Source organism: Streptomyces sp. WAC05292, assembly GCF_003949955.1.
GTDB lineage: Bacteria > Actinomycetota > Actinomycetes > Streptomycetales > Streptomycetaceae > Streptomyces > Streptomyces globosus.
In genome coordinates this window covers 1-8,986 of the sequence record NZ_RPSE01000256.1, presented here as the reverse complement: position 1 = coordinate 8,986, position 8,986 = coordinate 1, and the positions used below count along the sequence as shown (strand labels likewise).

The window sequence follows — 8,986 nt, the reverse complement described above, 5'->3', positions numbered from 1 at the left end:
CGTGCGCTGCGCGCCCGATGCGCTCAATCGCCGCGCGGGCTGAGAATGCCGGCTCCGCCGGTTGACGTGCGCTGCGCGCCCGACGCGCTCAAGCGCCGCGCAGGCTGAAAGTGCCGGCTCACGCCGGGAACCGTGCGCTGCGCGCCCGATGCGCTCAATCGCCGCGCAGGCTGAAAGTGCCGGCTCCGCCGGAAACCGGCCGCTCCGCGCCCGATGCGCTCAATCGCCGCGCGGGCTGAGAATGCCGGCTCCGCCGGTTGACGTGCGCTGCGCGCCCGACGCGCTCAAGCGCCGCGCAGGCTGAAAGTGCCGGCTCACGCCGGAAACCGGCCGCTCCGCGCCCGCCGCGCTCAAACGCCGCGCGGGCTGAGAATGCCGACTCCGCCGGAAACCGTGCGCTGCGCGCCCGTCGCGCTCAAGCGCCGCGCGGGCTGGAGATGCCGGCTCCGCCGGGAAGCCGTGGGCTCTGGGTCCCGCGCACGGGCTGGGATTGTCGGCCCATGCCGGAAGTGGTGCGCTGTGCGGCGGGCGGGTCGGGATTGCCGCTGCGCGGCGAGCGTGGCCGGGACCGCGTCTGAGAGCGGGATGTCGTCTCTGTCACATCGAGCGCCGCAACATACAGCCCCGCCGGCGTTTGAGGCGCGGGGTCCGGGGCGGAGCCCCGGAGCCCTGGCGCGGGCCGCCTGCCGGGCACCGGGTGGACACGACCCTGGATGACCCGCTCGTCGGGCAGACGCTCGACGGCCGCTACCGCATCGACGCCCGCATCGCGGCCGGCGGGATGGCCACGGTCTACCGGGCCCTGGACACTCGCCTGGACCGGGTTCTGGCGTTGAAGGTGATGCATCCGGCGCTGGCCGCGGACGGCGCGTTCGTGGACCGTTTCATCCGCGAGGCGAAGTCGGTGGCGCGGCTGGCGCATCCGAACGTGGTCGCGGTGTTCGACCAGGGCACGGACGGCCCGTACACGTATCTGGCGATGGAGTACGTTTCCGGTTGCACGCTGCGGGATGTGCTGCGGGAGCGTGGCGCGCTGCAGCCGCGGGCTGCGTTGGACATTCTGGAGCCGGTGCTGGCGGCGCTGGGGGCGGCGCACCGGGCGGGTTTCGTGCACCGGGACATGAAGCCGGAGAACGTGCTGATCGGTGACGACGGCCGGGTGAAGGTGGCCGATTTCGGCCTGGTGCGGTCGGTGGATTCGGTGACGAGTACGACGGGTGCCGTGCTGGGCACGGTGTCGTATCTGGCTCCGGAGCAGATCGAGAGCGGTGTCGCTGACACGCGTGTGGACGTGTACGCGTGCGGGGTCGTGCTGTACGAGATGCTGACGGGTGGGAAGCCGCATTCGGGGGGTTCGCCGGCGCAGGTGCTGTACCAGCATCTGCACGAGGACGTGCCGCCTCCGTCGGCGGTGGTGCCGGGTCTGCCGGCTTCGCTGGACGGGATCGTGGCGCAGGCGGCGGCAAGGGCGCCGGAGCTGCGTCCGTTCGACGCGGCGGCGCTGCTGGGCCTGGTGCTGGCCGTGCGGGCGGAGCTGTCGGATGCGGAGCTGGATGCGGTGCCGCCGCAGGCTTTGTCGGGTGAGCGGTCGGCGGCGGAGGACCGTACGAGTGTGATTCCGCGCCCGGTGGGGGCGCGGCAGGGTGGCGGCGGCGGTGTGGAGCACACGTCGGTGCTGGCGTCGGCGCCGGTGGGCCCGGAGCCGGCGGCACCGGCCGGTGCCGCCGCGGGCCGGGGGCCGGCGGGCCGGGTGCGGCGGGGTCCGCTGCTGGTGGTGGCGGCGGTGCTGCTGGCGCTGGGGCTGGGTACGGGTGTGTGGTACATCAGCGCGGGCCAGTTCACGAAGGTCCCGAATCTGCTGGGCAAGTCGGAGGCGGAGGCGCGTTCGGAGCTGTCGGCGGCCGGCCTGGGTGTGAAGCGGGTGGAGCGGAAGTTCAGCGAGGCTTTCGAGCGGGGGACGGTGATGGCTTCGGATCCGGGGGGTGGCAGGCGGATCCGCGGCAACGGTGCGGTGGTGCTGACCGTTTCGCGGGGCCCGCAGGTGGTGGTGGTCCCGGAGGTGAAGGGCCGGCCGTTGGACGATGCGAAGGCGGAGCTGACGAAGAGCGGGCTGGCGCCGGGGATCGTCAACGAGGTGTTCAGCCAGGACGTCGCGAGGGGTTCGGTGGTCGGCACGGATCCGGCGGGCGGGCAGAAGCGGGCGCCGGACACGGCGGTTGCGATCACGGTGAGCAAGGGCCGGCCGGTGGTGGTGCCGAACGTGGCGGCGCGGCCGGTGGAGCAGGCCCGTACGGCGTTGCAGGACCTGGGTTTGAAGGTGGAGGTGGCTGCGGAGCAGGTCAACTCCCCGGTGCCGGCGGGCACGGTGGCGAACCAGTCGCTGAGTGCGGGTGCGCAGGCGGCTGCCGGTGACACGGTGGTGCTGACGGTGTCGAAGGGCCCGCGTCTGGTGCCGGTGCCGAACGTGACGGGGCAGGACGCGGATGCGGCGCGCCGGACGCTGGAGGCGGCGGGGTTCAAGGTGCGGGTGGAGAAGCCGCTGATCTCGTTCTCGAACACGGTGGACGCGCAGTCGGTGCCGGGCGGCCAGAACGCCCCGGAGGGCAGCACCGTCATCCTGCGGATCAAGGGGCTGTAGCCGTGCCGGGGTCGAGGGCGGTCGGTGCGTCCCCGGTCGGGCGGCGCTTGCGGAATCCGGTGGGCGGGCACGTTCCCGTGGCGGGCGGGCTCGCTTCGGTGGGGTTGGCGTACGCGCGGGAGCTGGCCGCGGAGGCGGTGCAGGTCTTCGTGGCGAATCCGCGCGGCTGGGCGACTCCGGCGGGCAGTCCCGCGCAGGACGAGTTGTTCCGTGCGGGCTGCGCGGAGGCCGGCATCCCGGCGTTCGTGCACGCCCCGTATCTGATCAACTTCGGTTCGCACACGGCGGCCACGGTGGAGCGCTCGGTGGAGTCGCTGCGGCATTCGCTGCGCCGGGGTCGGCTGATCGGGGCGCGCGGGGTCGTCGTCCACACGGGGTCGGCGACGGGTGGGCGTCCGCGTGAGGTGGCGTTGGCGCAGGTCAGGGAGTATGCGTTGCCGCTGTTGGACGAGCTGGTCCATGACGACGACCCGTTTCTGCTGCTGGAGTCGACGGCCGGGCAGGGTTCGTCCCTGTGCTCGCTGATGGAGGATTTCGGCCCGTATTTCGAGGCGCTGGACCGGCATCCGAAGTTGGGGGTCTGTCTGGACACCTGCCATGTGTTCGCCGCGGGGCACGATCTGGCGGAGCCGGGGGGTGTGAAGGCGGCGCTGGACCTGCTGGTGGACACGGTGGGCGAGGGGCGGCTGAAGCTGGTGCACGCCAACGACTCGAAGGAGGGTGTGGGCGCGCACAGGGACCGGCACGCGAACATCGGGCAGGGCCGCATCGGCCGGGAGGCGTTCGCGGAGTTGTTCTCGCATCCCGCGATGGACGGGGTGCCGCTGGTGATCGAGACGCCGGGCGGCAAGGAGGGGCATGCGGCGGACGTGGCCCTGTTGAAGGAGCTGCGGGGCCTGCACTGAGCCCGCGGCTGCGGTCGCGGGGCGTCCGGCGGGCCTACAGTTCGGGGCCGTCGCCCGGTTCCTCCTGGTAGGAGTAGCGCTGTTCCCGCCAGGGGTCGCCGATGTTGTGGTAGCCGCGTTCTTCCCAGAATCCGCGCCGGTCGGCGGTCATGTACTCGATGCCGCGGACCCATTTGGGGCCCTTCCAGGCGTAGAGGTGGGGTACGACGAGCCGCAGCGGGAAGCCGTGTTCGGCGGTGAGGGGTTCGCCGCCCTGGTGGGTGGCGAAGACGGTCCGCTCGGAGGCGAAGTCGTCCATCCGCAGGTTGGAGCTGAAGCCGTATTCGGCCCACACCATCACGTGGGTGGCCTGTGGCGACGGCGGCGCGAGGGCGAGGATCTCGCGGGCGAGGACGCCGCCCCACTCGGCGCCGACCATGCTGAACTTGGTCACGCAGTGCAGGTCGGCGACGACGGTCTCGAAGGGCAGGGCGGTGAACTGCTCGTGGTTCCAGCAGTGCTTCTGCCCGTCGGCGGTGGCGCCGAAGACGCGGAACTCCCACCTGTCGGGTTTGAACCGGGGTACGGGCCCGTAGTGGGTGACGGGCCAGCCCCGCTGGAGCCGCTGTCCCGGGGGAAGCTCCAGCTGTTCTGCTCCCGGAGATTCCCGGCTGTCCGGCTGACCCATGTCTCCATGGTGACAGACGTGGCGGGGTGGTCATGACCAGGCGGGAGCTGATTCGGGCATGTCATGGCAACTCCCACTAAGGAGGCACTTACTGGACGGTTCATGGTCGCGGTGCAAGGATGCGCGCACAGACCCGTCACTAGCTGACATTGCTTGGAAGGAGCCTCTGCGATGCAGGGCGACCCCGAGGTCCTCGAGTTTCTGAACGAGCAGCTGACCGGCGAGCTCACGGCGATCAACCAGTACTGGCTCCACTACCGGATCCAGGACAACAAGGGTTGGACCAAGCTCGCGAACTACACCCGTGCCGAGTCCATCGACGAGATGAAGCACGCGGACAAGCTCACCGAGCGGATCCTGATGCTCGACGGGCTGCCGAACTACCAGCGCCTCTTCCACGTGCGGGTGGGGCAGACTCTGACGGAGATGTTCCAGGCGGACCGGCAGGTGGAGGTCGAGGCGATCGACCGGCTGAAGCGCGGCATCGAGGTCATGCGCGGCAAGGGCGACACCACGTCGGCGCGGCTCTTCGAGGAGATCCTGGAGGACGAGGAGCACCACATCGACTACCTGGACACGCAGCTGGAGCTGATCGAGACGCTCGGGGAGCAGCTGTACATCGCCCAGCTGATCGAGCAGCCGGAGAGCTGAGGGGCCGAGGGGCCCTCTGGGGGCGGTCGGCGCGCGGGGCCTCAGGCGGCGCCTGCGAGCTCCTTCTCCGCGGGGGCGGTGTCCGCGGCGAGCGCGTCGGCGGCGGTGCGGCCCTTCTCCAGCAGCTCGCGGCGCGGGCAGGCTCCGCGGCCGAGGATGCCCTGGATGGTGCGGACGCAGGAGCCGCAGTCGGTGCCGGCCTTGGTGACGGAGGCTATCTGGCGGGGGGTGCAGGCCCCGGCGGCCGCGTGTTCCTTGACCTGCTTGTCGGTGATGCCGAAGCAAGAGCAGACGTACACGCGGTTCACCTCCCTGGATGGTCTTGCAGCCACCCCTGTTCGGTGAGGCTTACCTAACCGTACCCAAAGTGGGGGTGGCCTGAAAGCCCCCGTACGCCAGTGGGGCGCGGATCACACGGATCCGCGCCCCACTGCCATGGCCCGTCATCGGCTGTCACCGGCCGCTCACCCGCCGCCGCGGGCGGCGGGCTCTGCGGCCGGTCGGCATGCCGCTACTGGTCGCGGTACATCTCCGCGACGAGGAACGCCAGGTCGAGGGACTGGCTGCGGTTGAGCCGCGGGTCGCAGGCCGTCTCGTAGCGCTGGTGCAGGTCGTCGACGAAGATCTCGTCGCCGCCGCCCACGCACTCGGTGACGTCGTCGCCGGTGAGCTCGACGTGGATGCCGCCCGGGTGGGTGCCCAGCGCCTTGTGGACCTCGAAGAAGCCCTTCACCTCGTCGAGGACGTCGTCGAAGCGGCGCGTCTTGTGGCCGGAGGCGGCCTCGAAGGTGTTGCCGTGCATCGGGTCGGTGACCCAGCCGACGACCGCGCCGGAGGCGGTGACCTTCTCGACGAGCTCGGGCAGCTTGTCGCGGACCTTGTCGGCGCCCATGCGGACGACGAAGGTGAGCCGGCCCGGGTCGCGCTCGGGGTCGAGGCGGTCGATGTAGGTCAGCGCCTCGTCCACGCTGGTCGTGGGGCCGAGCTTGATGCCGATCGGGTTGGCGATCTGCGAGCAGAACTCGATGTGCGCGTGGTCCAGCTGCCGGGTGCGCTCGCCGATCCACACCATGTGGCCGGAGGTGTCGTACAGCTTGCCGGTCCGGGAGTCCGTACGGGTGAGGGCGCCCTCGTAGTCGAGGAGCAGCGCCTCGTGCGAGGAGTAGAACTCCACCGCCTTGAACTCGGCCGGGTCGGTGCCGCAGGCCTTCATGAAGCTCAGGGCGTTGTCGATCTCCCGGGCGAGCTGCTCGTAGCGCTGGCCGGAGGGGGACGACTTCACGAAGTCCTGGTTCCAGGCGTGCACCTGCCGCAGGTCGGCGTAACCGCCGGTGGTGAAGGCGCGCACCAGGTTCAGGGTCGACGCGGAGGCGTGGTACATGCGCTTGAGCCGCTCGGGGTCCGGGACGCGGGCCTCGGGGGTGAACTCGAAGCCGTTGACGGAGTCGCCGCGGTAGGTCGGCAGGGTCACCCCGTCGCGGGTCTCGGTGTCCTTGGAGCGCGGCTTGCTGTACTGGCCGGCGATGCGCCCGACCTTCACGACGGGCACGGAGGCCGCGTAGGTCAGGACGGCGCTCATCTGGAGCAGCGTCTTCAGCTTGGCGCGGATGTGGTCGGCGGACACGGCGTCGAAGGCCTCGGCGCAGTCGCCGCCCTGGAGGAGGAACGCCTCACCCCGGGCGACGGCTCCCAGACGGGCGCGCAGCTGGTCGCACTCGCCCGCGAAAACGAGCGGAGGATACGACTCGAGGTCCGCGACGACTGCGCGCAGGGCCTCGGCATCGGGGTACGAAGGCTGCTGCGCCGCGGGCAGGTCTCGCCAGGTCGCCTTGGCGGCGGGGGCGTGGGTTTCAGCGTTCACGGTCACCCCTACACATTAAGGCGTCCCACCTCGTGCCCTGCCGGATGCCCATCAGTTGAGACGGACGTCTCTCACCGTGTCTCCCCCGGCGCGTCGTCCTTCCGGGTGGGCTAGGGTGGCCCGCATGTACGCGCACTCCTGCTGCTCCTGGTGGTGGACCGCTCCCGGCGGCCCACTCCTCGCGCGTACCCACTGACACGACCGACGCGAAGGCCGCCCCGAGGGGCGGCCTTCCGCGTATGCGCTGCGGCCGGCGGCCCCTCCCACCCGGAAGGACGACCGCCCCCGCATGGAAACCGCCACGAGCCGACTGCTCGGACTGCTCGGCGACGACCGCCGCCCGTTCGCACTGCTGCGCCGGCGCACCCCCGGCCGCGCCCACGACACCGTCGAGGTGCTCGTGGGGCCCGTCCACGAGGCGGAGCGCCTCGCCGACCTGCCCGTCCGCGAGCTGCCGACGCTCGCCCTGGTGCCGTTCCGGCAGATCCGCGAGCGCGGGTTCGACGTCCCCGACGACGGCACGCCGCTGAGCGTGCTGGCCGCGCAGGAGGCGTACGAGGTCCCGCTCGCGGAGGCGCTGGCGGTGCTGCCGGCGCACCGGGTGCGGGTGGAGGGCGGCGGCTTCGACGTCCCCGACGCGGAGTACGCGCGGACCGTCCGGCGGGTCGTGGAGGAGGAGATCGGTCGGGGCGAGGGCGCGAACTTCGTCATCCGGCGCACGTACACGGGCCGGATCGAAGGCTTCGGGCGGGCGGACGCGCTGGCGCTGTTCCGGCGGCTGCTGCTGGGCGAGCGGGGCGCGTACTGGACGTACGTGGTCCACACGGGCGCGCGGACGCTGGTCGGGGCGAGTCCGGAGGTGCACGTGCGGATGTCCGGCGGGACCGTCGTGATGAACCCGATCAGCGGGACGTACCGGTATCCGGCCGGGGGGCCGGCGGCGGAGTCGCTGCTGGCGTTCCTCGGCGACCGCAAGGAGACCGAGGAGCTGTCGATGGTGGTCGACGAGGAGCTCAAGATGATGTGCACGGTCGGCGACCGCGGCGGTGTGGTGGTCGGGCCGCGGCTGAAGGAGATGGCGCACCTGGCGCACACCGAGTACGAGCTGCGGGGCCGGTCCTCGCTGGACGTGCGGGAGGTGCTGCGGGAGACGATGTTCGCGGCGACGGTCACGGGCTCGCCGGTGGAGAACGCCTGCCGGGTGATCGGGCGGCACGAGCCGGTCGGCCCGGACGGGGTGGGCCGCGGCTACTACGCGGGCGCGCTGGCCCTGCTGGGGGTGGACGCCGCGGGCGGGCAGACGCTGGACTCCCCCATCCTGATCCGCACGGCGGACATCGGCGCGGACGGATCGCTGCGCGTGCCGGTCGGGGCGACGCTGGTGCGCCACTCCGACCCGGCGGGCGAGGTCGCCGAGACGCACGCGAAGGCGGCCGGGGTGCTGGCCGCGCTGGGGGTCCGCCCGGAGGCGCCGCGGCCTGCCTTCCAGGGGGCCCGTCTGGCGGAGGACCCGCGGGTGGTGCGGGCGCTGGCCGCGCGGCGGCGGGACCTGGCGCCGTTCTGGCTGCGGATGCAGGAGCGGCCGCCGGCCGGGGCCGGGGACTGCCTGGTGGTGGACGGGGAGGACACCTTCACCGCGATGCTGGCGCACGTGCTGCGGGCCGGCGGGCTGTCGGTGTCGGTACGCCGCTACGACGAGCCGGGGCTGCGGGAGGCGGCCCTCGCGCACACGGGCCCGGTCGTGCTCGGCCCGGGGCCCGGCGACCCCTCCGACCCGGCGGACCCGAAGATGCGGCTGCTGCGCGGCCTGGCCCGGGAGCTGCTGGCCGGGCACGCGGGCGGGCTGCTCGGGGTGTGCCTGGGGCACGAGCTGATCGCCGCCGAGCTGGGGCTGCCGCTGGTCCGCAAGGCGGAGCCCGCGCAGGGGGCGCAGGTGGAGGTCGACCTGTTCGGCAGTGCGGAGGTGGTCGGCTTCTACAACACGTTCACGGCCGCCTGCGACGACGCGGCCGCGGCCCGGCTGGCCGCGCGGGGCGTCGAGGTGGCGCGGGACCCGGCGACGGGCGAGGTCCACGCCCTGCGGTCCGCCTCCGGCGGCTTCGCCGGCGTCCAGTTCCACCCCGAGTCCGTCCTCACCCTGCGCGGCGCGGACCTGCTGCACGGCCTGCTGGCGGACGTGCGCGCGGGCGCCCCGGCGTAGGGGCCGGGGCGCCCGCGCGCACGTCCGCCAGCAGGCCGTGCAGCAGGTCCGCGCCGCGCAGGGT

The 8,986-nt window shown here is 72.5% G+C and carries 7 protein-coding genes; 4 read left to right on the top strand and 3 right to left on the bottom strand.

Annotated features, from left to right (window positions below; translation table 11 throughout):
- The first annotated feature begins 697 nt into the window (after window positions 1-697).
- Window positions 698-2,638 (top strand): Stk1 family PASTA domain-containing Ser/Thr kinase, encoded by a 1,941-nt coding sequence (pknB, locus tag EF903_RS22895; protein WP_125546060.1) that lies wholly within the window; start codon window positions 698-700, stop codon window positions 2,636-2,638.
- A gap of 47 nt (window positions 2,639-2,685) precedes the next feature.
- Entirely contained in the window at window positions 2,686-3,543 is an 858-nt protein-coding gene (locus EF903_RS22890; protein ID WP_125546058.1) for a deoxyribonuclease IV, read from the top strand.
- 34 nt (window positions 3,544-3,577) lie between these two features.
- Here the strand turns inward: EF903_RS22890 and EF903_RS22885 are convergent, their stop codons facing one another.
- Window positions 3,578-4,210 carry a sulfite oxidase-like oxidoreductase gene (locus EF903_RS22885; protein ID WP_125546056.1) on the bottom strand — a complete coding sequence of 211 codons (633 nt, stop codon included), beginning with the start codon at window positions 4,208-4,210 and terminating at the stop codon, window positions 3,578-3,580.
- 171 nt (window positions 4,211-4,381) lie between these two features.
- On the opposite strand from EF903_RS22885, the gene bfr reads away from it, so the two are divergent.
- Window positions 4,382-4,861, top strand: a complete 480-nt coding sequence (gene bfr / locus EF903_RS22880; RefSeq protein WP_125546054.1) for a bacterioferritin — start codon at window positions 4,382-4,384, stop codon at window positions 4,859-4,861.
- 41 nt (window positions 4,862-4,902) lie between these two features.
- On the opposite strand, the gene EF903_RS22875 is transcribed toward bfr, so the two are convergent.
- Together EF903_RS22875 and EF903_RS22870 are read right to left on the bottom strand one after the other, a co-directional pair.
- Window positions 4,903-5,169: a bacterioferritin-associated ferredoxin gene (locus EF903_RS22875; RefSeq protein ID WP_125546052.1), complete on the bottom strand. Its 267-nt coding sequence runs from the start codon at window positions 5,167-5,169 to the stop codon at window positions 4,903-4,905.
- A gap of 203 nt (window positions 5,170-5,372) precedes the next feature.
- Complete coding sequence (locus EF903_RS22870) at window positions 5,373-6,728, bottom strand: class II 3-deoxy-7-phosphoheptulonate synthase (RefSeq protein ID WP_125546050.1); 1,356 nt, start codon at window positions 6,726-6,728, stop codon at window positions 5,373-5,375.
- A 283-nt stretch (window positions 6,729-7,011) separates the two neighbouring features.
- Here EF903_RS22870 and EF903_RS22865 point away from each other — a divergent pair, with 283 nt between their 5' ends.
- Window positions 7,012-8,922 (top strand): anthranilate synthase family protein, encoded by a 1,911-nt coding sequence (locus EF903_RS22865; protein ID WP_125546048.1) that lies wholly within the window; start codon window positions 7,012-7,014, stop codon window positions 8,920-8,922.
- Window positions 8,923-8,986: the final 64 nt, after the last annotated feature.